At 60.0% G+C, this 21,784-nt stretch carries 19 protein-coding genes; 14 read left to right on the top strand and 5 right to left on the bottom strand.

Features of this window, described 5'->3' with window-relative positions; all coding sequences use genetic code 11:
• Window positions 1-4: 4 nt before the first annotated feature.
• Window positions 5-1,534, top strand: a complete 1,530-nt coding sequence (gene nuoM / locus PI91_RS18445) for an NADH-quinone oxidoreductase subunit M (protein WP_008500214.1) — start codon at window positions 5-7, stop codon at window positions 1,532-1,534.
• A gap of 6 nt (window positions 1,535-1,540) precedes the next feature.
• Window positions 1,541-2,998 (top strand): NADH-quinone oxidoreductase subunit NuoN, encoded by a 1,458-nt coding sequence (gene nuoN / locus PI91_RS18440; protein ID WP_008500215.1) that lies wholly within the window; start codon window positions 1,541-1,543, stop codon window positions 2,996-2,998.
• Between the two features lie 99 nt (window positions 2,999-3,097).
• Here nuoN and PI91_RS18435 read toward each other — a convergent pair whose 3' ends face one another.
• Entirely contained in the window at window positions 3,098-4,102 is a 1,005-nt protein-coding gene (locus PI91_RS18435) for a chemotaxis protein (protein WP_039266780.1), read from the bottom strand.
• A 64-nt stretch (window positions 4,103-4,166) separates the two neighbouring features.
• The gene (rbn, locus tag PI91_RS18430) at window positions 4,167-5,084 is read right to left on the bottom strand and encodes a ribonuclease BN (protein WP_039266779.1); all 918 of its coding nucleotides are present in this window, start codon (window positions 5,082-5,084) and stop codon (window positions 4,167-4,169) included.
• A 71-nt stretch (window positions 5,085-5,155) separates the two neighbouring features.
• Here rbn and PI91_RS18425 point away from each other — a divergent pair, with 71 nt between their 5' ends.
• From PI91_RS18425 to PI91_RS18380, 10 genes are all read left to right on the top strand, one after another.
• On the top strand, window positions 5,156-5,617 hold the full coding sequence (locus tag PI91_RS18425; RefSeq protein ID WP_039266778.1) for a GNAT family N-acetyltransferase: 462 nt from the start codon (window positions 5,156-5,158) through the stop codon (window positions 5,615-5,617).
• Between the two features lie 53 nt (window positions 5,618-5,670).
• Window positions 5,671-5,976 carry a stress response protein ElaB gene (gene elaB / locus PI91_RS18420; RefSeq protein WP_008500219.1) on the top strand — a complete coding sequence of 102 codons (306 nt, stop codon included), beginning with the start codon at window positions 5,671-5,673 and terminating at the stop codon, window positions 5,974-5,976.
• Between the two features lie 86 nt (window positions 5,977-6,062).
• Complete coding sequence (menF, locus tag PI91_RS18415) at window positions 6,063-7,358, top strand: isochorismate synthase MenF (RefSeq protein WP_032663164.1); 1,296 nt, start codon at window positions 6,063-6,065, stop codon at window positions 7,356-7,358.
• 88 nt (window positions 7,359-7,446) lie between these two features.
• Window positions 7,447-9,117, top strand: coding sequence for a 2-succinyl-5-enolpyruvyl-6-hydroxy-3-cyclohexene-1-carboxylic-acid synthase (gene menD, locus PI91_RS18410; protein WP_032652800.1), 1,671 nt, complete (start codon window positions 7,447-7,449; stop codon window positions 9,115-9,117).
• Window positions 9,114-9,890, top strand: a complete 777-nt coding sequence (menH, locus tag PI91_RS18405) for a 2-succinyl-6-hydroxy-2,4-cyclohexadiene-1-carboxylate synthase (RefSeq protein WP_023294113.1) — start codon at window positions 9,114-9,116, stop codon at window positions 9,888-9,890. Before menD ends, menH begins: the two co-directional genes overlap by 4 nt.
• Entirely contained in the window at window positions 9,887-10,744 is an 858-nt protein-coding gene (menB, locus tag PI91_RS18400; protein ID WP_008500223.1) for a 1,4-dihydroxy-2-naphthoyl-CoA synthase, read from the top strand. Before menH ends, menB begins: the two co-directional genes overlap by 4 nt.
• Window positions 10,744-11,709: an o-succinylbenzoate synthase gene (gene menC, locus PI91_RS18395; protein WP_039266777.1), complete on the top strand. Its 966-nt coding sequence runs from the start codon at window positions 10,744-10,746 to the stop codon at window positions 11,707-11,709. Before menB ends, menC begins: the two co-directional genes overlap by 1 nt.
• Complete coding sequence (menE, locus tag PI91_RS18390) at window positions 11,706-13,067, top strand: o-succinylbenzoate--CoA ligase (RefSeq protein ID WP_039266776.1); 1,362 nt, start codon at window positions 11,706-11,708, stop codon at window positions 13,065-13,067. Before menC ends, menE begins: the two co-directional genes overlap by 4 nt.
• Before the next feature lie 124 nt (window positions 13,068-13,191).
• Window positions 13,192-13,731 carry a YfaZ family outer membrane protein gene (locus tag PI91_RS18385; RefSeq protein WP_023294110.1) on the top strand — a complete coding sequence of 180 codons (540 nt, stop codon included), beginning with the start codon at window positions 13,192-13,194 and terminating at the stop codon, window positions 13,729-13,731.
• A gap of 94 nt (window positions 13,732-13,825) precedes the next feature.
• On the top strand, window positions 13,826-15,025 hold the full coding sequence (locus PI91_RS18380) for a nicotinamide mononucleotide deamidase-related protein YfaY (RefSeq protein ID WP_039266775.1): 1,200 nt from the start codon (window positions 13,826-13,828) through the stop codon (window positions 15,023-15,025).
• A gap of 33 nt (window positions 15,026-15,058) precedes the next feature.
• On the opposite strand, the gene glpC is transcribed toward PI91_RS18380, so the two are convergent.
• The 3 genes from glpC to glpA are packed head-to-tail and all read right to left on the bottom strand — an operon-like array spanning window position 15,059 to window position 19,081.
• Window positions 15,059-16,249, bottom strand: a complete 1,191-nt coding sequence (gene glpC / locus PI91_RS18375) for an anaerobic glycerol-3-phosphate dehydrogenase subunit GlpC (protein ID WP_023325753.1) — start codon at window positions 16,247-16,249, stop codon at window positions 15,059-15,061.
• Window positions 16,246-17,463, bottom strand: a complete 1,218-nt coding sequence (gene glpB / locus PI91_RS18370) for a glycerol-3-phosphate dehydrogenase subunit GlpB (protein ID WP_039266774.1) — start codon at window positions 17,461-17,463, stop codon at window positions 16,246-16,248. Before glpB ends, glpC begins: the two co-directional genes overlap by 4 nt.
• Window positions 17,453-19,081 (bottom strand): anaerobic glycerol-3-phosphate dehydrogenase subunit A, encoded by a 1,629-nt coding sequence (glpA, locus tag PI91_RS18365; RefSeq protein ID WP_039266773.1) that lies wholly within the window; start codon window positions 19,079-19,081, stop codon window positions 17,453-17,455. Before glpA ends, glpB begins: the two co-directional genes overlap by 11 nt.
• 251 nt (window positions 19,082-19,332) lie before the next feature.
• Between glpA and glpT the strand changes: the two genes are divergently transcribed.
• Both glpT and glpQ read left to right on the top strand, forming a co-directional pair.
• A complete protein-coding gene (glpT, locus tag PI91_RS18360; RefSeq protein ID WP_021241541.1) occupies window positions 19,333-20,685 on the top strand; it encodes a glycerol-3-phosphate transporter in 1,353 nt (450 codons plus the stop codon).
• A gap of 11 nt (window positions 20,686-20,696) precedes the next feature.
• Window positions 20,697-21,752, top strand: a complete 1,056-nt coding sequence (gene glpQ / locus PI91_RS18355) for a glycerophosphodiester phosphodiesterase (RefSeq protein ID WP_008500233.1) — start codon at window positions 20,697-20,699, stop codon at window positions 21,750-21,752.
• The last annotated feature ends 32 nt before the right edge of the window (window positions 21,753-21,784 follow it).

The following is a 21,784-nucleotide window of genomic DNA, read 5'->3' as shown; positions in this document are numbered from 1 at the left end:
CGCCATGTTACTACCCTGGCTAATATTAATTCCCTTCATCGGCGGCTTCCTGTGCTGGCAGACTGAACGCTTTGGCGTGAAGATGCCGCGCTGGATCGCGCTGATCACCATGGGATTGACGCTCGCGCTTGGCCTGCAACTGTGGTTGCAGGGCGGTTACTCACTGACCCAGTCTGCGGGCATTCCGCAGTGGCAGTCTGAGTTCATCCTGCCGTGGATCCCACGTTTCGGCATTACGATCCACCTGGCGATTGACGGTCTCTCACTGCTGATGGTGGTGTTGACCGGCCTGCTCGGCGTTCTGGCGGTACTCTGCTCCTGGCGTGAAATCGAAAAATACCAGGGCTTCTTCCACCTGAACCTGATGTGGATCCTGGGCGGCGTAATCGGCGTGTTCCTTGCCATCGACATGTTCCTGTTCTTCTTCTTCTGGGAGATGATGCTGGTGCCGATGTACTTCCTGATCGCGCTGTGGGGCCACAAGGCGTCCGACGGTAAAACGCGTATCACGGCGGCAACCAAGTTCTTCATCTATACCCAGGCGAGTGGTCTGGTGATGTTGATTGCCATTCTGGCGCTGGTGTTTGTTCACCACAACGCGACCGGTACCTGGACGTTCAACTACGAAGACCTGCTGAAGACCCCAATGTCGCACGGCGTAGAATACCTGCTGATGCTGGGCTTCTTCATCGCCTTCGCGGTGAAAATGCCGGTGGTTCCGCTGCACGGCTGGCTGCCAGACGCGCACTCTCAGGCGCCAACGGCGGGTTCCGTTGACCTGGCGGGCATCTTGCTGAAAACCGCGGCCTACGGTCTGCTGCGCTTTGCACTGCCGCTGTTCCCGAACGCCTCCGCAGAGTTCGCACCGATTGCCATGTGGCTGGGTGTGATCGGTATCTTCTACGGTGCCTGGATGGCCTTCACCCAGTACGACATCAAGCGTCTGATTGCCTACACCTCCGTTTCCCACATGGGCTTCGTGCTGATTGCTATCTACACCGGCAGCCAGCTGGCGTACCAGGGTGCGGTGATCCAGATGATTGCGCACGGTCTGTCCGCAGCCGGTCTCTTCATCTTGTGCGGCCAGCTGTACGAACGTCTGCACACCCGCGACATGCGTATGATGGGCGGTCTGTGGAGCAAAATTAAGTGGCTGCCAGCGCTCTCCATGTTCTTCGCGGTGGCGACTCTGGGGATGCCGGGCACCGGTAACTTCGTCGGCGAATTTATGATTCTGTTCGGCAGCTTCAAAGTGGTACCGGTGATTACCGTGATCTCCACCTTTGGTCTGGTGTTCGCTTCCGTCTACTCGCTGGCGATGCTGCACCGCGCTTACTTCGGTAAAGCGAAGAGCGAAATTGCTGCACAAGAACTGCCGGGGATGTCGCTGCGTGAGCTGTTCATCATCCTGCTGCTGGTCGTACTGCTGGTGCTGCTGGGCTTCTTCCCGCAGCCGATTCTGGATACCTCGCACAGCGCGATGGGCAATATCCAGCAGTGGTTTGTTAATTCTGTTTCTACTACAAGGCCGTAATTCGCCATGACAATAACTCCACAACAACTGATCGCGCTGCTACCGCTGCTGATCGTCGGATTGACGGTGGTGGTTGTGATGCTCTCCATTGCGTGGCGACGCAATCACTTCCTGAATGCCACGCTGTCGGTCATCGGCCTGAACGCCGCGTTAGTCTCACTCTGGTTTGTTGGCCAGGGTGGGGCGATGGACGTCACCCCGCTGATGCGCGTTGACGGTTACGCCATGCTGTACACCGGTCTGGTGCTGCTGGCGAGCCTGGCAACCTGTACCTTTGCTTACCCGTGGCTCGAAGGCTACAACGACAACAAAGAAGAGTTTTACCTGCTGGTTCTGATTGCCGCGCTGGGCGGCATTCTGCTGGCGAATGCTAACCACCTGGCCGCGCTGTTCCTCGGCATTGAGCTGATCTCTCTGCCGCTGTTCGGTCTGATTGGTTACGCCTTCCGCCAGAAGCGCTCGCTGGAAGCAAGCATCAAGTACACCATCCTGTCTGCGGCGGCGTCCTCGTTCCTGCTGTTTGGTATTGCGCTGGTGTACGCACAGTCCGGTAACCTCTCCTTTATGGCGCTCGGCAAGAGCCTCGGTGACGGCATGCTGCATGAGCCGCTGCTGCTGGCGGGTCTGGGCATGATGATTGTTGGCCTTGGCTTCAAACTCTCTCTGGTGCCGTTCCACCTGTGGACGCCAGACGTCTACCAGGGGGCACCGGCTCCGGTGTCGACCTTCCTGGCGACGGCGAGCAAAATCGCCATCTTCGGGGTGGTCATGCGTCTCTTCCTGTACGCGCCGGTGGGTGACAGCGAAGCGGTTCGCGTGGTGCTGGGCATCATCGCGTTCGTCTCCATCATCTTCGGTAACCTGATGGCGCTGAGCCAGACCAACATTAAGCGTCTGCTGGGCTACTCGTCTATCTCTCATCTGGGCTACCTGATGGTGGCGCTGATTGCGCTGCAGAGCGGTGAGATGTCGATGGAAGCCGTGGGCGTCTATCTGGCCGGCTACCTGTTCAGCAGCCTCGGCGCCTTCGGCGTGGTGAGCCTGATGTCCAGCCCGTACCGTGGTCCGGATGCCGATTCACTGTTCTCTTATCGTGGTCTGTTCTGGCACCGTCCGATCCTGTCCGCCGTAATGACCGTGATGATGCTCTCTCTGGCCGGTATTCCGATGACGCTTGGCTTTATCGGTAAGTTCTACGTGCTGGCCGTCGGTGTGCAGGCGCACCTGTGGTGGCTGACCGCGGGCGTGGTGATCGGCTCCGCGATTGGTCTGTACTACTACCTGCGCGTGGCCGTGAGCCTGTACCTGAGCGCACCTCAGCAGCTCAATCGTGATGCTCCAGGCAACTGGCAGTACAGCGCTGGTGGTATCGTGGTACTCATCTCCGCGCTGCTGGTGCTGATCTTCGGTATCTATCCGCAACCGCTGATTGATATCGTGCAGCGCGCGATGCCGCTGATGTAAAAACAAAAAACCCGCCTCGGCGGGTTTTTTATTGCCCAGCGTCGCTACGCTTGCAGGGCCTACGGGTTTTGTAGGTCGGGTAAGCGTAGCGCCACCCGACTAAGCCAGCTGTTTACGGCTAATCAACGGCCCGTCAATCTTCTTCATCGAGCGGTCCAGCACTTCCTCAATCACCGACGACAGCTCGTTCAGCTCAAACTTCGCGACGTAGCCATCCGCCTTCACCTTACGAATATGGTCTTCGTTGGCGTTGCCGGAAAGGGAAGAGTGGATCACCACCGGAATATCTTTCAGAACCGGGTCGGTTTTGATTTTGCGCGTCAGCGTAAAACCGTCCATCTCCGGCATTTCGAGGTCGGTCAGCACCAGCGCGATCTTATCGGTGATCGGCACGCCCTCAGCCTGCGCCTGTGCGGCCAGCACGCCAATTTTTTCCCACGCGTCTTTGCCGGTGATGTGCAGCTGCGCTGGGATCTCCATCGCCTGCAGACCTTTCTCCAGCATCGAACGCGCCACTTTGGAATCTTCCGCCACAATCGCGACCGCGCCCGGCTTAATATGGAATTTGGTGGTCTTCAGATTGGTGGCGTGCAGGTCGTGATTGGCCGGAGTGATGTCATACAGGATCTGCTCAACGTCCAGCACCATCGCCAGATCGTTGGTATCGCTCTTCTCGTCAAGACACGCAATGCTGGTGATGTAGCGACCGCTGACGGCGGTTTCCGCCGCGTGCACCTGCTTCCAGTCCAGACGCATGATGTTCTCAACCGACTCCACGGCAAACGCCTGAACGCTGCGCGCATATTCGGTGATCAGCAGGATGTTCAGCCCGGTGGTGGGCTTACAGCCCGCCACGGCGGCCAGGTCAATCACCGGGATCACCTGATCGCGGATATTCACCATTCCCATCAGCGGTGATTTCATCCCGGCGGGTTTCGTGAACTCCGGCATCGGCACAATTTCACGCAGCTTAAAGACGTTAATGCCAAACAGCTCAGATTTATTTTCGTTAAGAGAGGTGCCAAGACGGAACAGCAACAGTTCAAAACGGTTCGACAGGGTCAGATTCGCCCTGTCATCAATATCTTTCTGGAAATTATCCATTCTACCCTCGAGAGAAATGCTGACCTTTTAATCGTTATCGGCATCCTGAGGGAAAAATGAAGGACTAAACGCTGACCTGAGCGAAATCTTCGGCCAGCTCACATTCCGGGAACAGCGCGAGGCACTCTGCCAGCAGCTTTTCACAGCCCCGCGCGTCGTAGCGCGAGCTGACGTGGGTGATGATGAGCCTCCCGACGCCCGCGTCACGGGCTAGCTGCGCCGCCTGACGCGTGGAGCTATGGCCCCGGCCGTTGGCTTTCTCTTCCATCGCCGTTTCAAGCGTCGCTTCATGCACCATCACGTCCACGCCCTGGGCAAGCGTGAGCGCCGCCCGGCACGGGGCCGTGTCGCCAAAGATCGCCAGCTTCTTGCCGGGCTGCGGTGCGGCGAGATAATCCTGCCCATTGATGACGCGCCCGTCCTCCAGCGTGACGGTCTCGCCGTGCTTCAGGCGCTGGAACAGCGGCCCGGGTTTTACGCCATCGGCCATTAGCGCGGCGGCATCCAGCGCGCCGGGTTTGTCATGCGCTTCAACACGGTAGCCATAGCATTCCACAGGATGATTGAGCGGCTGAACGCTTACCTTATAATCGCCGTCATCGAAAACCAGGCCTTCGCTAATCTCAACCACCTCCAGCGGATAATCGGTCCACGACCCGCTCAGGCGCAGCGTGGTTTCAACAAATTCACGAATACCCGCAGGCCCATAAATCGTCAGCGGGTTGGCGTTACCGGCCATCGAGCGGCTGCACAGCAGGCCGGGAAGGCCAAACAGATGATCGCCATGCAGATGGGTGATAAAAATTTTATCCAGCTTGCCGGGGTGATAAGCGGTGTGTAGCAGCTGATGCTGCGTCCCTTCACCGCAGTCAAACAGCCACAGCCCGCCGCGGGTGGGATGCTTAAGATCCAGCAGAATTGCCGTCACGTTTCGTGAGCGGGTTGGCACGCCAGCGGACGTACCCAGAAAAATCAGTTCCATAACGCAATCAGCCCTTTGCCGAACGGGGAGGGGTTTAGTATAACGTGATGAACCCCAGGAAGGAGAAAGAGATGATCCAGTGGCAAGATTTACACCATAGTGACCTCACCGTTCATTCACTTTACGCCCTGCTGAAACTGCGCTGCGAAGTGTTTGTGGTTGAACAGACCTGCCCGTATCAGGACATCGACGGCGACGATCTCGTCGGCGAGAACCGCCATATCCTTGGCTGGCGGGATAACGAGCTGGTGGCGTATGCGAGGATTCTGAAAAGCGAGGACGAATTCGAGCCTGTCGTGATTGGTCGGGTCATCATCAGCGGCAAAGCGCGCGGTGAAAAACTGGGCTATCAGCTGATGAAGAAAACGCTGGAGGCATGCCAGAAACAGTGGCCGAACAAGGCGTTATACCTGGGCGCACAGGCGCACCTGCAGTCCTTCTACGGCCACTTTGGTTTCGTGCCGGTCACCGAGGTGTACGATGAAGACGGCATTCCCCACATCGGCATGGCGCGGGAAGCGAAGCAGGCGTAATGGCGAGTCGTTGGCTATAGTTAGCGAACTGGTGTACTAACATGGAGAAAAATATGTCATTTCAATCCTGGGATACCCGTATCGACGACGACCTGGCCTTACTGAGCGAAACGCTGGAAGAGGTGTTACGTTCCTCGGGCGACCCTGCCGATCAGAAATATATTGAGCTAAAAGCCCGTGCCGAACAGGCGCTGCATGAAGTGAAAAACCGTGTCAGCCATGCGTCTGATACCTACTACTACCGCGCCAAAAAAGCGGTGTACCGTGCCGATGATTACGTGCATGAAAAACCGTGGCAGGGTATTGGAGTAGGTGCTGCCGTAGGCCTGGTACTGGGGCTGTTGTTGGCCCGTCGTTAAGCCGCTTAACCACTCCCTACACGTGGGTACTGCTATTTATGGTCAGTACCCCGTATAATATGAGGTTTTAACAGGGAGAGGTTCGCGTGAATTCGATTTTCCTCGCGCTGGAGCAATTGCGTACCCAGCTTTCGCAAGCGTTACCCGCAACGCCCGGCATACGTCATTTCGACGTCTCTTTCCCGTTAAACGATGCCTTCGACCCTCTCGCCTGGCTTGGGGCGCAGCAGTGCTATCCGCAGTTTTACTGGCAGCAGCGTAACGGCGATGAAGAGCTGGCCGCGCTGGGGGCGGTTATCACCTTTTCCTCTCTGGCGTTAGCCACGCAGTTTTTACGCGAGCAAAACGCGGCAGGTGATACCCGCATCTGCGGCCTGAACGCCTTTAATCCGGAGCAGGGCAGCCTCTTTTTACCGCGACTGCTCTGGCGACGTACCGCCGGCACCGCTACGCTGCGCCTGCAGCTGTGGAGCGATTATTCACTTCAGGAAGATGCCCATGCCGCGCGGGATTTTTTACAGCAGCTCCAGCCAGCCAGGCCTATCCGTCCGCTGGCCGTTCAGGTTGAGCACGAAAACCATCAGCCTCAACGGGCCGAATGGCTGAGACTTGTCCGCAGGGCGACCGAAACCATCGCGCGCGGTGATTTTGAAAAGGTTGTCCTTGCGAGGGCCACCGATCTTCAGTTTACACAGCGCATTAACCCCGTCGCGCTGATGGCGGCCAGCCGCGCCCTCAATTTACATTGCTATCACTTCTGCATGGTATTCGACGCCAGCAACGCGTTTCTCGGCTCGACGCCCGAGCGTCTCTGGCGGCGACGCGGCACGCTGCTGCGCACCGAAGCGCTGGCGGGCACCGTCGCCAGCCATACCGATGATAAAAAGGCGCAGCGTCTGGGCGAGTGGCTGCTGAACGACGATAAAAACCAGCGCGAAAATATGCTGGTTGTGGAGGATATCTGCCAGCGTCTTCAGCACTACACGCGGACGCTTGAGGTACTGCCCCCCCAGGTGGTGCGCCTGCGTAAAGTGCAGCATTTGCGCCGCTGTATCTGGACCGAGCTCAAACAGGCCGACGACGAGCAGTGCCTGCATATGCTACAGCCGACGGCGGCCGTTGCCGGTTTGCCCCGACAGCCTGCGCGCGAGTTTATTCAGAAGGTTGAGCCCTTTAACCGCGAGTGGTACGCCGGTTCGGCCGGGTATTTATCGCCTGACCAGAGTGAGTTCTGCGTGGCGTTGCGTTCAGCCCGCGTCCATGAGGACTCGCTGCGGCTCTACGCCGGGGCCGGCATTGTCAGCGGATCTGACCCGGAGCAGGAGTGGCAGGAGATTGAAAACAAAGCGGCCGGATTGCGCTCTCTGCTCCTAAGGGATTAATACTGATTCGCGCAATCCCGATTCACATCAAAATTCCAATTTTTTCTATTATTTATACTGTGTCGCATTCTTGATACCGGACAATCTCATGTCAGTAAGTTCTTTTAACCGACGCTGGGCGGCGGTGATCCTTGAAGCCCTGACGCGCCATGGCGTCAGGCACGTGTGTATTGCACCGGGTTCTCGCTCAACGCCGCTGACGCTGGCGGCCGCCGAAAACCGGGCGTTGATTCACCACACCCACTTTGATGAGCGCGGCCTCGGTCATCTCGCGCTGGGTCTGGCGAAAGCCAGCAAAGAACCCGTGGCGGTGATCGTCACTTCCGGTACTGCCGTGGCGAACCTCTATCCGGCTCTGATTGAAGCCGGGTTAACCGGTGAAAAGCTGATTCTGCTGACGGCCGATCGTCCCCCTGAGCTTATCGACTGCGGCGCCAATCAGGCCATCCGTCAGCCGGGGCTCTTTTCTTCGCATCCTTCGCAGACGATTTCGCTGCCGCGTCCCACCCAGGATATTCCGGCGAGCTGGCTGGTCTCCACCGTCGATCACGCCATGGAGACGCTGCGCGGCGGGGCGCTGCATATCAACTGCCCGTTTGCCGAGCCGCTGTACGGCGAGCTGGACGACACGGGTCTTGACTGGCAGCAGTCTCTCGGTGACTGGTGGGGGAGTGAGAAACCGTGGCTGCGCGAGCAGACGCACCTTGAGAGCGCGAAACAGCGCGACTGGTTCTTCTGGCGGCAGAAGCGCGGCGTGGTTATCGCCGGGCGCATGAGCCCTGCCGAAGGCAAGCTGGTCGCCGAATGGGCGCAAACCCTGGGCTGGCCGCTGATCGGCGACGTGCTTTCCCAGACCGGTCAGCCGCTGCCGTGCGCGGATCTCTGGCTGGGTAATGCCAAAGCGGTCACCGAGCTGTCGCAGGCGCAGATTGTGGTCCAGCTTGGATCGAGTTTAACCGGCAAGCGGTTACTGCAGTGGCAGGCCACCTGCACACCGGACGAATACTGGCTGGTGGACGCGCTGGAAGGGCGTCTTGATCCGGCGCACCACCGCGGTCGTCGTCTGGTCAGCCGTATCGACGCCTGGCTGGCGCTCCATCCGGCTGAAAAACGCAAACCCTGGGCGGCTACCCTCCCGGACCTGTCGCGCCAGGCGTGGGAATTGACCCATGCGCGCTGTGAAGCGTTCAGCGAGGCCGGGCTGGCGCACCGTATTCGCCAGTACCTGCCCGAGCAGGGGCAGCTGTTTGTCGGCAACAGCCTGGTCGTGCGGCTGATTGACGCCTTTTCGCAGCTGCCCGCGGGCTACCCGGTGTACAGCAACCGTGGTGCCAGCGGCATCGACGGGCTGATCTCTACGGCGGCGGGCGTGCAGCGCGCCAGCGCAAAATCGACGCTGGCCATCGTGGGGGATCTCTCCGCGCTCTACGACCTCAACGCGCTGGCGCTGCTGCGTCAGGCGTCTGCCCCGTTCGTGCTGATTGTGGTTAACAACAACGGCGGGCAGATTTTCTCCCTGCTGCCCACGCCGCAGAGCGAGCGCGAGCGCTTCTATCTGATGCCGCAGAACGTGCAGTTCGAACACGCCGCGGCGATGTTCAGCCTGAAATATCATCGCCCGGAAAGCTGGGAACAGCTGGATGCGGCGCTAAGCTCCGCCTGGAAGCAGCCCGGCGCGACGCTGATTGAGCTGGTAGTTAACGAGGCTGACGGTGCGCAGGCCCTGCAAAGCCTGCTGGCGCAGGTGAGCCAGCTGTGATCCTCTCGGGCGTGCAGCAGGCTGGAAAACCAGGCTATCCCTGGCTGGTCTTTTTGCACGGTTTTTCCGGCGATTGCCGCGAGTGGCAGGGTGTTGGTGAGCGGCTTTGCGATTACCCCAGGCTGTATCTGGATCTGCCGGGACACGGCGGATCCCGGAATCTGGGCGTGACGGGCTTCGACGAGATGAGCGCGTTGCTTACCCGAACTCTGATTAGTTACAACATACTGAAATTCTGGCTCGTCGGGTACTCCCTCGGCGGCCGCATTGCGATGTTCCATGCCTGCCAGCAGCCGAAGGGGCTGCTGGGCGTGACGGTAGAAGGCGGCCATCCGGGCCTGCAGGATGCCGATGCGCGACAGGCGCGGCTGGCATCCGACCATCGCTGGGCGACGCGTTTTCGCAGCGAACCGCTGGAAAAGGTGTTCGCTGACTGGTACCAACAGCCCGTGTTTGCCTCCCTGACGGACGCCCAGCGCGACGCGCTGATTACCCTGCGCAGCCAGAACAACGGCGCGGCGCTGGCGATGATGCTCGAGGCGACGTCGCTGGCCGTGCAGCCCGACCTGCGTACCGCGTTAAGCGCACGTGATTTCACTTTTGATTATCTCTATGGCGAACGTGATGAGAAGTTTGCGGCCCTTGCTGCGGAGCTGAACGCCGTCTGCCATGCAATTCCCAACGCCGGACACAACGCCCACCGGGAAAACCCCGACGCGGTTGCCGCGAGTCTGGCTCAGATACTGCGTCTTCGAATAAAGGACACTCTATGATCTATCCTGATGAACACATGCTTTACGCCCCGGTTGAATGGCAGGACTGCTCCGAAGGCTACACCGACATTCGTTACCACAAATCCACCGACGGTATTGCCAAAATCACCATCAACCGCCCGCAGGTGCGTAACGCCTTCCGTCCGCTGACCGTGAAAGAGATGATTCAGGCCCTGGCGGATGCGCGCTATGACGACAACATCGGCGTGATTGTCCTGACCGGCGAAGGCGAGAAAGCGTTCTGCTCCGGTGGCGATCAGAAAGTGCGCGGCGACTACGGCGGATACCAGGACGATGCGGGTACGCACCACCTGAACGTCCTCGATTTCCAGCGTCAGATCCGCACCTGTCCAAAACCGGTGGTGGCGATGGTGGCGGGCTACTCCATCGGTGGCGGCCACGTGCTGCACATGATGTGCGACCTGACCATTGCCGCTGAAAACGCCATCTTCGGCCAGACCGGCCCGAAAGTGGGATCTTTCGACGGCGGCTGGGGTGCCTCCTACATGGCGCGCATCGTCGGGCAGAAAAAAGCCCGTGAAATCTGGTTCCTGTGCCGTCAGTACAACGCGCAGGAAGCGCTGGATATGGGCCTGGTGAATACCGTGGTGCCGCTTGCCGATCTCGAAAAAGAGACCGTGCGCTGGTGTCGCGAAATGCTGCAAAACAGCCCGATGGCGCTGCGCTGCCTGAAAGCGGCACTCAACGCCGACTGCGACGGTCAGGCGGGTCTGCAGGAGCTGGCGGGCAACGCCACCATGCTGTTCTACATGACCGAAGAGGGTCAGGAAGGGCGCAACGCGTTTAACGAAAAACGCCAGCCGGACTTCAGCAAATACAAACGGAATCCGTAATGCGTCGCGCGCAGGTTTACCGCTGGCAGATACCGATGGACGCGGGCGTGGTGCTGCGTGAACGGCGGTTAAAAACCCGTGACGGCTTCTTCGTGCATCTGCAGCAGGGCGAGCGGGAAGGCTGGGGCGAGATTTCGCCTCTGCCGGGCTTTAGCCTCGAGTCGCTGGATGACGCACGGGTGGCCTTGCTGGCGTGGACGGACGCGTGGCGCGAGGGGGCGGATCCGGCGCTGCCGGACGTCCCTTCCGCGGCCTTTGGTATCAGCTGCGCGCTGGCGGAGCTGGACGGCAGCTTGCCAGAAGCCGGGAATTACCGCGCGGCACCGCTCTGTACAGGGGATCCGGACGAGCTCTTCGCGCTGCTCTCTGCTATGCCGGGCGAGAAGGTCGCGAAAATCAAAGTCGGGCTTTATGAAGCGGTGCGTGACGGCATGGTCGCCAACCTGCTGCTGGAGGCGATCCCCGATCTGCATCTGCGTCTGGACGCCAACCGCGCCTGGACGCCGCTTAAGGCGCAGCAGTTTGCAAAGTACGTCAATCCGGCGTACCGCAGCCGCATTGCCTTCCTCGAAGAGCCGTGCAAAACCCGCGAGGATTCGCGCGCGTTCGCTCGCGAAACGGGGATTGCCATCGCCTGGGATGAAAGCCTGCGCGAGGCCGATTTTGAATTCGCTGCAGAGCCCGGCGTCAGCGCGGTGGTGATTAAACCGACGCTGACCGGCAGCCTGGCGAAAGTGCGCGAGCAGGTCGCGGCGGCGCACGCCTTAGGGCTGACGGCGGTCATCAGCTCGTCGATTGAGTCCAGCCTTGGGCTAACCCAGCTGGCGCGCATTGCCGCCTGGTTAACGCCTGACACGGTCCCCGGCCTCGACACGCTGAACCTGATGCAGGCTCAGCTTCTTCGCCCGTGGCCGGACAGCGCGCTGCCGTGCCTCGACGTCGCGGCGCTGGAGCCGTTGCGATGAGTTTTACCGACTGGCCGTGGCGGCACTGGCGTGCGCAATTTGCCGATAAACTGGCTCTGAGGCTGAACGACGAGGTGCTCAGCTGGCAACAGCTGTGCGCGCGCATCGACAGCCTTGCGGCGGGCTTTCACCGTCAGGGCGTGGAGGAGGGCGACGGCGTGCTGCTGCTGGCCCATAACCACCCGCTCACCCTGCTGGCGTGGCTGGCGCTACTCCAGTGCGGGGCGCGTATTCTTCCCGTTAATCCGCAGCTGCCGCGCCCGCTGCTGGACGTGCTGCTCCCGCAGATGACGCTGCGCTTTGCACTGGTGCTGGACGGCAGCTACGACGGCCTTCCTGCCCTGAGCATGCGCGAGACCGCCGATGCGTATTGCGCTGCGTGGCAACCGGCGCGGCTGGCCTCCATGACGCTGACCTCAGGCTCCACCGGACTGCCGAAAGCGGCGGTCCATACCTGCGAGGCCCATCTTGCCAGCGCGCGCGGCGTGTTGTCGCTGATGCCCTACGGTGAAGATGACGACTGGCTGCTTTCGCTGCCGCTGTTTCACGTTTCCGGCCAGGGGATTTTATGGCGCTGGCTGCAGGCCGGCGCGCGGTTAACCGTGCGCGAGAAACAGCCTCTGGAGCAGGCGCTGTGCGGCTGCACCCACGCCTCGCTGGTGCCAACCCAGCTCTGGCGTCTGCTTAATGCCCACCAGCCTGTCGCACTGAAAGCGGTGCTGCTGGGCGGGGCGGCCATCCCTGTGGAATTGACCGAACAGGCGCGAGAGCAGCATATACGCACCTTCTGCGGCTACGGTCTGACCGAGTTTGCCTCAACCGTCTGTGCGAAAGAGGCGGACGGCGAGCCGGACGTGGGCCGTGCGCTGCCTGGCAGAGAGGTGCAGGTCGTTAACGGTGAAGTCTGGATCAGAGCGCAAAGCATGGCCTCAGGCTACTGGCGGGATGGCGAACTGATTCCGCTGACCAACGCGCAGGGATGGTTCGCCACCCGCGATCGCGGCGAATGGCATGACGGCCGTCTGACGATCCTCGGCCGCATGGATAACCTCTTTTTTAGCGGCGGAGAAGGGATCCAGCCGGAATCGCTCGAGCGCGTTATCGCCACGCACCCGCAGGTTAACCAGGTGTTTATCGTTCCGCTGGACGACGCTGAGTTCGGGCAACGTCCGGTGGCGGTGGTGGAGTGCGAGCCGGGAACGGATATCACCACTTTACCCGACTGGGTCAGGGACAAGGTGGCGCGTTTTGAGCAACCCGTCCGCTGGCTGCTTTTGCCGACCGAACTCAAAAATGGCGGCATTAAAGTTTCGCGCCGCGCGCTGCAGGAGTGGGTGAACGCAACGCTGAAGGGATAATAGCCGTTTCAAATAGTTACAATCTACTGGCCTGCCGCACGCAGAGTGCTTGATCCCCGGAAGACCCAGGTTAAAATCTCGCGGTTTTGGGACTTCTCTATAAAAATTGTGCGGGATCACGACAATGAAAAAAGTGGCATTACTGGGCTTCGGCCTGATGGTTGTATCTGCGGCGGCGAACGCCATTAGCATTAACGGCTCGGCGGGTCAGGATTATACCCACCTGGGCTTTGGTATGGGTACCGAGACATCCGGTCTGGCGATGACCGGCGGCTGGACGCATAACGATGACGACGGCGACGCGGCAAGCCTCGGCCTGGGCCTCAACATTCCTCTGGGCCCGTTCCTGGCGACCGTCGGCGGTAAAGGTATCTATACCAACCCAAATGACGGTGACGAAGGATATGCGGCGGCAGTGGGCGGCGGCCTGCAGTGGAAAATTGGCGACAGCTTCGGCCTGTTTGGCGAGTACTACTACTCTCCGGACTCCCTCTCAAGCGGTATCGACAGCTATGAGGAAGCCAACGCCGGCGCGCGCTGGACCATCATGCGTCCAATCACCATCGAAGCAGGCTATCGCTATCTGAACCTGGCCGGTAAAGACGGCAACCGCGACAACGCGCTGGCCGACGGTCCGTACGTGGGCGTTAGCGCAGGCTTCTAATCTCTCCGGCGCGGCATGCTGTCGCGCCAGTTTCTCCTCTTCTCCACCCCGCGTTTGCGCTATAGTGTTTTGACCAAATAAGCGGGAGAACACAATGATTAACGTGGAGATGTTATCCACCGGCGACGAAGTGCTGCATGGACAAATTATTGATACCAATGCTGCCTGGCTGGCCGATCTTTTCTTTGAGCAAGGATTACCGTTAACGCGCCGCAATACGGTGGGCGACAATCTTGAGTCACTGGTCGCTGTTCTGCGCGAGCGCAGTGAACAGTGCGACGTGCTGATTGTGAACGGCGGGCTCGGCCCCACCAGTGACGATCTCAGTGCCCTGGCCGCCGCGACCGCAAAAGGCGAAGGGCTGGTGCTGCATGAGGCGTGGCTCTCGCAGATGGCGCGTTTTTTCTCCGAACGTGGCCGCGTCATGGCCCCCAGCAACCGCAAACAGGCTGAAATTCCCGCCAGTGCTGAACTGGTCGATAACCCGGTCGGTACCGCGTGCGGGTTTGCCATGCAGCTGAACCGCTGCCTGATGTTCTTCACGCCGGGCGTACCCTCAGAATTTAAAGTGATGGTCGAGCAGCAGATCCTGCCGCGCCTTCGCGATCGTTTTACCCTGCCTGAACCGCCGCTGTGCCTGCGTCTGACCACGTTTGGCCGCTCGGAAAGCGATCTGGCCCAGAGCCTCGATCACCTTCCGCTGCCGCCGGGCGTGTCTATGGGCTATCGCTCCTCCATGCCGATCATTGAGCTCAAGCTGACCGGACCGGCCGAGCAGAAAGAGGCGATGCTGGCCCTGTGGCCCGAGGTGCAGCGCGTCGCGGGTGAAAGCCTGATCTTCGAAGGCACGGAAGGGCTACCGGCGCAGATTGCGAAGCATCTGCAGTCGCGTCAGCTGAGCGTGACCTTAAGCGAGCAGTTCACCGGTGGCCTGTTGGCGCTGCAGCTGTCGCGCGTCAACGCGCCGCTGCTGGCCAGCGAAGTGGTGCCGTTCCAGCAGGAGACTCTCGCGCAAACCGCCCGCTGGGCGTCCGAGAGAAGGGTGAAGCATTTTGCCGGTCTGGCGCTGTTTGTCGGCGGGTTGGATGAGGAATACCTCAACTTCGCGCTGGCGACGCCCGAGGGCACCCATGCCCTGCGGGTAAAAATGAGCATTACCCGCCACAGCCTGGCGGTGCGTCAGGAGGTGTGCGCCATGATGGCGCTGAACATGCTGCGCCGCTGGCTGAATGGCAAAGAGGTGGCCAGCGAGCACGGCTGGATTAACGTGGTTGAGTCGCTGTTCGTGGAGTAACGCCTGTGCCGGGGCCTTTCGCCCCGGCCATGTTCACCCGAGCGCCTTTGCCAGCAGCGTAATCGGATGCTCGCAGCGCTTGCTGGTGGACATCTCAATCTGCCACTTGCAGGTTTCGCAGTCCGTCACCACGATATCCGCGCCGCTCTCCTCAATCTGACGGAACAGCGGAGCGCCGATCGCCTGCGACGTTTCGTAGTTTTCACGCTTAAAGCCGTAGGTTCCCGCAATCCCGCAGCAGCGTGAATCCAGCACCGTCAGCTCCAGCCCCGGAATTAACCGCAGCAGCTCAAGCGTATAGAGTGACCAGCCCATTTTCTCCATATGACACGGCGTGTGGTACACCACTTTCAGGGGTAATTTCCCCAGCGGCAACGTCTGTCCGCTGTCCAGCTTGCGCCACAGGAAGCGCGTCGCCAGCTCGATGTGCTCGCGCAGGCCGGTGTTGTCCACGTCCAGAAGATGCGGATACTCGTCGCGCAGGGTGAAGGTACAGGTGGATGAGGTCGCCAATACCGGTATGCCTTTCTCGACAATCGCCTCGCGCAGGGAGGTGACATTGCTTTGAGCCTGCCTGCGCGCTTTATCGGTAAACCCGTTGGCAATCAGCGGCACGCCGCAGCACTTTTCTTTATTCAGTAGCTGAACGCCCGTTCCCATGGCGTTCAGCACTTTCAGCAGATCTTTACCCAGCTGCGGGTGGTTGTAATTCACATAGCAGCCGTGGAAAAAAGCCACCTGCTCGGCGTACTGCGCCTGCTCCGCCGCCACGGATTTATACCAGCGGCGGAAGGTGCCGTGAGAATATTTCGGCAGGCTGCGGTGATGGTCTATCTTCAGCGTGGCATCCAGCAGCTGGCGCACCGGCTTGAGAGCGGTCGCGGCATTCACCAGCGGGGCAAACGGCGTCGAGACGCTGCCCATCAGATCGGTGTGGCTCAGAATCGCGTCCCGCAGCGACGGCTTTTGCGTGCTGTAGCGCGCCCGGGCGCGCTGGATAATATCGCCGATTTTCACATCCGACGGGCAGGCGACTTCGCAGCGTTTGCAGTTGATGCAGTATTTCAGCGCTTCATCGTACAGCTTGCCGTCCTTCAGGCGCAGACGCTCGCCGTCCGGCCCGGCCTGTTTAGGCCCGGGATAGCGTGGGTTCACGCCGCTGACCGGGCAGACGGTGGTACACACCGTGCATTTGATGCAGCTTTCAAAACGGGTATCGTTCATTGTTCAGCCTCCGTGCGCTGGCTAATCTGCTCTGCCACATACAGCGCCGTGACGGCGCAGACTCCGCCACCGCATCCCTGGGTAATGGGATCGTACCCGCCCAGCAGCGAGCCGATGGCAAAGAGATTACTGACGGGCTTACCGGCAAGCTGCGGATGCAGGTGGTTATCGACAATCACGCCGAACTGCTGCCAGGGCTGCGGCGAGAAGAAATCACTCTGATACCAGTCCGCGCGGGAGGCTCGCTGGCGAACATCCAGCCCCATAATGGCTTCCCGGATGCCCTCCCGGCTGCTCAGCAGCCCGTTGCTGAAGAAGCTGCCGCTTGCCAGCACCGTATAGCGTGCGCGAAGCGGAATATCGTCGTGGTTGCGCGTCCAGATTTCGCTCACCGCGCCGTCTGTCAGGGTGATTTTTTTCACTTCATCACCCGCCATCCAGACGCCACCCTGCGCAACAAACTGGCGCTGGAGCTGGGTATGCAGGCGAATACCCGGTACGGAAGGCGGCAGCGTTGGCAGCAGGCCGAGCGTGCTGGGCAGACGGTCTGAGAGCCAGCGCCAGAGTCGGTTGTCGTTCAGGCCAAAGCACGCGGGCATCAATAGCGCATCGCATCCTGCCGCAAGCGGGCTGAGCGCCTCATACAGCAGCGGCCATTTGTCCTCGTTATCCAGAAAACGGGCGATATTCACCGCGCGAAATTCGCTCGGGTTATCGCGCAGGACATCAAGCTCAGGCAGCTCTATCTCTGCCGTTTCGGCGTTAACGCCCTGGCGACAAAGTGACGCCGCCGCGAGATGGGGCTGAAAATCCAGAAAGCCGCTAATCCCTACCACCCGCACGCGTCCCGCGTGAATGGGGGCAACGGGCACTTCCTCCGGGCTGAGCCAGGCGGAACGCAGGGTGCCTAGCGGCGTAACGCGCTGGTGATTGAACCTGGCGCTGCCCTGCAGACGCGCGCCGCACTCCGCCAGCAGCGCTTCGGTTTCCAGCGCAAAGCGGTCAATATGCTGTGCACCAACCAGGTGATACGGGTGCTCCGGCGGCAGCTTATCGCGGTACGCTTCGTCCACCAGATCCAGCGAGCCCGACGAGAAGTGCAGGGCGCTCTGCCCCCGGGTGATAATGGCGCAGCGCAGCCCCTGCTTCGTGAGCTTAATGCCGCAGAGCAGGCCCGCCAGCCCGCCGCCGACAATCACGGTATCAAATTTCATCGTGTTGCTCCTTCTCCAGACCGCAAAGCCCCTGGTAGACCCAGCGGGTAAATTCACTTTCACGCAGGGCATCGCCCCAGGCGACAGGCTGAATGCCTTTCCAGCGCTCGTTTAAAAACGCGCTGAGCTGATCGAGCGACTGGGTGGCGGTGGTGGTATGAAAACGCTGCAACAGCCCCGCAGCTCGGCAGGCGCACAGTTCGCCCTGACAGGTCCCCATTCCGACGCGGGTGCGGCGGCGGAGATCGAGCAGGCTGTTGACCGTCAGGTTCTCCACCGCGTACTGCACTTCACCGGCCGTCACGGCTTCGCACTCGCACACCAGGCTGCGGCTCAATCTTCCTTCACCAAGCCACGGTGGCGTTCTGTCGCCGTGGCGGTATACCGCGGACCCGCGCAGCGGCGCGGGCAGGGAGATGATTTTCTGCAGCGTTTTTTCGGTGGACTGCCGCGATCCCGGCAGCGGCTGTTCTGCCGTGACGCACGGCTCGGTATTTCCGAGCTTGCGGCAGACGGCATCGGTCGCCCACTCGGCCATCAGGCGGTAGGTCATCAGCTTGCCGCCGGTGATGGTGATAAACCCGTCCATGCCGTCGCGCGCGGCGTGATCGAGCAGCACGATGCCCCGGCTGACGTTCCGTCCGCTCGGGTCGTTGTCGCTGGCGACCAGCGGACGCACGCCCGCGTAGGCGCGCAGAATGCGCGTCTGGGCCATTACCGGGGCCAGTTTTTCCCCTTCCCGCAGCAGGATATCCACCTCTTCAGCGGTGACGCGGTTGTAATCAATCTCGCTGTAGTCCACGTGCGTTGAAGTCGTCCCGATTAACGAAATGGTATCGCCCGGGACGAGGATATCGGCGTCAGACGGCTTGCGGCAGCGGTTAATCACGTGGTTGTTGATGCGGTGGTCGAGGATCAGCAGCGAGCCTTTCGCCGGGAACATGCGTACCGACAGGTCCGCATATTCCGCAATCCGCTGGCCCCAGATCCCCGCCGCGTTAACCACTACGGCGGCATACAGCTCGCCGTGCTCGTTGTACTGCGTATCAAACACCCGCACCCCACAGATGCGATGACCTTCGCGAATAAGCCCGGTCACTTCATGTCCGGTCAGAATGCGTGCGCCATGCTCACGGGCGTCCAGCATGTTGGCGGCGGTCAGGCGGAACGGATCGACGGTACCGTCAGGGACTTTCACCGCGCCGATAAGCGCCGGGTTAACCGACGGTTCCAGCCGCCGCGCCAGCGCCGGATCCATGGCCTCCGCCTGAATGCCCGCGGCAGTGCAGGCGGTAATAAAGGTGTCCTGAAAGGCGAGGTCATCTTCGGGAAGGGTAATAAAGAGGCCGTCGGTCGGCTCAATGCAGTGGCGTGCGATACGCTTGAGGATCTGGTTTTCAGCAATACATTCGCGCGCGGATTCCGCGTCGGTGACCGCATACCGGGCACCGCTGTGCAGCAGGCCGTGGTTCCGTCCGGTTGCGCCCGTGGCGATATCATGGCGTTCCAGAAGCGTAACGCTTAAGCCGCGAAGGGCGCAATCGCGCGCGATCCCGGCGCCGGTTGCGCCACCACCAATGATTATCACATCACTATAACGAGGATCGTGACTGGTCATTGTTTACCCTCTATGTTCGTTTTTTATCATTTAGCCATAGTAATTTTGTGGTTTGTTTGATTTCGAACATAAACGCGCGGAATTCGAAAGTGAAACGTGATTTCATGCGCTTTTTTGCGCATTCTGTCATATTTCTGTAACAATCTGTGCGTTGATTCACAGTAACAATCACCGTGATTTCTTAACATCCCCGCCTCTGGAATTCAGGTGCGAGCCACCTGCTCATTCATTTCAAGGCCACGGAGGCTGTTATGCTCAGTATCTTCAAACCTGCGCCCCACAGGGCGCGTCTGCCAGAGGCAGAAATAGATCCGCTCTATCGCCGTCTGCGTTGGCAAATCTTCCTGGGGATCTTCTTCGGGTACGCGGCGTACTACCTTGTACGTAAAAACTTCGCGCTCGCCATGCCGTATCTGGTAGAGCAGGGCTTCTCCCGCGGCGATCTGGGGTTCGCGCTGTCGGGGATATCCATCGCCTACGGTTTTTCCAAATTCATCATGGGTTCCGTGTCGGATCGCTCGAATCCGCGCGTGTTCCTGCCTGCCGGTCTGATCCTGGCGGCAGCGGTGATGCTGTTTATGGGCTTTGTGCCATGGGCAACCTCCAGCATTGCCATCATGTTCGTGCTGCTGTTCCTCTGCGGCTGGTTCCAGGGAATGGGGTGGCCGCCGTGCGGACGCACCATGGTGCACTGGTGGTCGCAGAAAGAGCGCGGCGGCATCGTGTCGGTGTGGAACTGCGCCCATAACGTGGGCGGCGGTATTCCGCCGCTGCTGTTCCTGCTGGGGATGGCCTGGTTCAACGACTGGCATGCGGCGCTCTACATGCCTGCCTTTGGTGCCATTCTGGTGGCGATTATTGCTTTCGCCCTGATGCGCGATACGCCGCAGTCCTGCGGCCTGCCGCCGATTGAAGAGTACAAAAATGACTATCCGGATGATTACAGCGAGAAGCACGAAGAAGAGCTGACCGCGAAGCAAATCTTCATGAAGTACGTCCTGCCGAACAAGCTGCTGTGGTACATCGCGGTCGCCAACGTGTTCGTTTATCTCCTGCGCTACGGCATCCTCGACTGGTCTCCGACCTACCTGAAAGAGGTGAAGCACTTCGCGCTGGATAAATCCTCCTGGGCGTACTTCCTGTATGAATACGCCGGTATCCCGGGCACCCTGATTTGCGGCTGGATGTCGGACAAGGTGTTTAAGGGCAACCGCGGTGCGACGGGCGTCTTCTTTATGACCCTGGTGACCATCGCGACGGTAGTGTACTGGCTCAACCCGCCGGGAAATCCGGGTGTGGATATGGCCTGTATGATCGTCATCGGCTTCCTGATTTACGGTCCGGTGATGCTGATCGGTCTGCACGCCCTGGAACTGGCGCCGAAGAAAGCGGCGGGAACGGCGGCGGGCTTTACCGGCCTGTTCGGCTACCTCGGCGGTTCGGTCGCGGCGAGCGCCATCGTGGGCTATACCGTTGACTTCTTCGGCTGGGACGGCGGCTTTATGGTGATGATCGGCGGAAGCGTGCTGGCGGTACTGCTGCTGGTTGTTGTGATGATCGGTGAAAAACGTCACCACGCGGAAGTGCTGGCGCGTCGTCAATAAGGAGCTTTGCGATGAAATTAACTCAGTTAGCAACCGGCCTGCTGCTGGCGGGCCTGATGACAGGCTCCGCGCTGGCGGCGGATAAAATCGTTATTGCCCACCGCGGTGCGAGCGGCTATCTGCCAGAGCATACGCTGCCGGCAAAAGCGATGGCCTATGCGCAGGGGGCGGATTACCTGGAGCAGGATCTGGTGATGACGAAGGACGACCAGCTGGTCGTCCTGCACGACCATTATCTTGACCGCGTGACGGACGTGGCAGAGCGTTTCCCGGATCGCGCCCGCAAAGATGGCCGCTTCTACGCCATTGACTTCACGCTGGCGGAGATCCGCTCCCTGAAGTTCACCGAAGGCTTCGAGATTGAAAACGGCAAGAAGGTGCAGGTCTATCCGGGACGTTTCCCGATGGGCAAATCTGACTTCCGGATCCATACCTTCCAGGAAGAGATTGAGTTTGTTCAGGGACTAAACCACTCCACCGGTAAAAACATCGGCATCTACCCGGAAATCAAAGCCCCATGGTTCCACCATCAGGAAGGGAAAGACATTGCCGCGAAGACGCTGGAGGTGCTCAAACAGTACGGCTACACCAGCAAGCAGGACAAAGTCTACCTGCAGTGTTTTGACGCCGCCGAGCTGAAGCGCATCAAAACCGAGCTGGAGCCGAAGATGGGGATGGATCTCAATCTGGTGCAGCTGATCGCCTATACCGACTGGAATGAAACCCAGGAGAAGCAGCCGGACGGCAAGTGGGTGAACTACAGCTACGACTGGATGTTTAAGCCGGGCGCGATGAAGCAGATTGCGCAGTACGCCGACGGCATCGGGCCGGATTACCACATGCTGGTAGCGGAAGGCTCAACGCCGGGCCACGTGAAGCTGACGGCGATGGTGAAAGAGGCGCATGCCAGCAAGATGCAGGTGCATCCGTACACCGTGCGTGCAGACCAGTTGCCGCCGTATGCCACGGATGTGAATCAGCTTTATGAGGTGTTATATAACCAGGCGGGCGTGGACGGACTGTTTACGGATTTCCCGGATAAAGCGGTGAGCTTCCTGAAGGATTAACGCTGAAATTGCCGGGTGGCTGCTGCGCCTTA

This window comes from Enterobacter sp. FB (genome assembly GCF_000805795.1).
Taxonomy (GTDB): Bacteria; Pseudomonadota; Gammaproteobacteria; order Enterobacterales; family Enterobacteriaceae; genus Enterobacter; species Enterobacter roggenkampii.
This window is presented reverse-complemented; position numbering and strand designations above follow the sequence as displayed.